Source organism: Cupriavidus sp. 8B, assembly GCF_054589115.1.
Genome location: NZ_BAAILO010000467.1, coordinates 1 through 396 on the forward strand (window position 1 = coordinate 1; position 396 = coordinate 396).

A 396-nucleotide genomic window follows, 5' to 3' on the forward strand; every position below is an offset into this window, starting at 1 on the left:
TGGCATGGCGAAGTGGCTCACGGCATGGCGAAACAACCCGGAAACGCCTTGGATGGCCGAGACGCCAAGCAGCGCGCAGCAGCAGGCGCTCAAGGATCTGGAGCGCGCATTCAAGAATTTTTTCGAAAAGCGTTCGGACTTCCCGCGTTTTAAGCGCAAGGGCTCGCGCGATAGCTTCCGCTCGCCGGATAAGAAGGCGATCACGCTGGACAGTGAGAACGGACGCATCAAACTCCCGAAACTCGGCTGGATGCGCTATCGCAACAGCCGTATGGTGCTCGGCGAGGTCCGCAGCGTCACCTATCGGAATAGCGCCTGATCCCTGATCGTTGCCGCTGCCGGCGGACAACCGTGAGTACCACGACACCGAACGAGAGAGACCTTGGAATTTTACGT

At 59.1% G+C, this 396-nt stretch carries 1 pseudogene; it reads left to right on the forward strand.

What is annotated here, in order from left to right:
- Positions 1-319: pseudogene (locus tag ACYP5B_RS44555) on the forward strand (RNA-guided endonuclease InsQ/TnpB family protein); the annotation flags it as partial.
- Between the last annotated feature and the right edge of the window lie 77 nt (positions 320-396).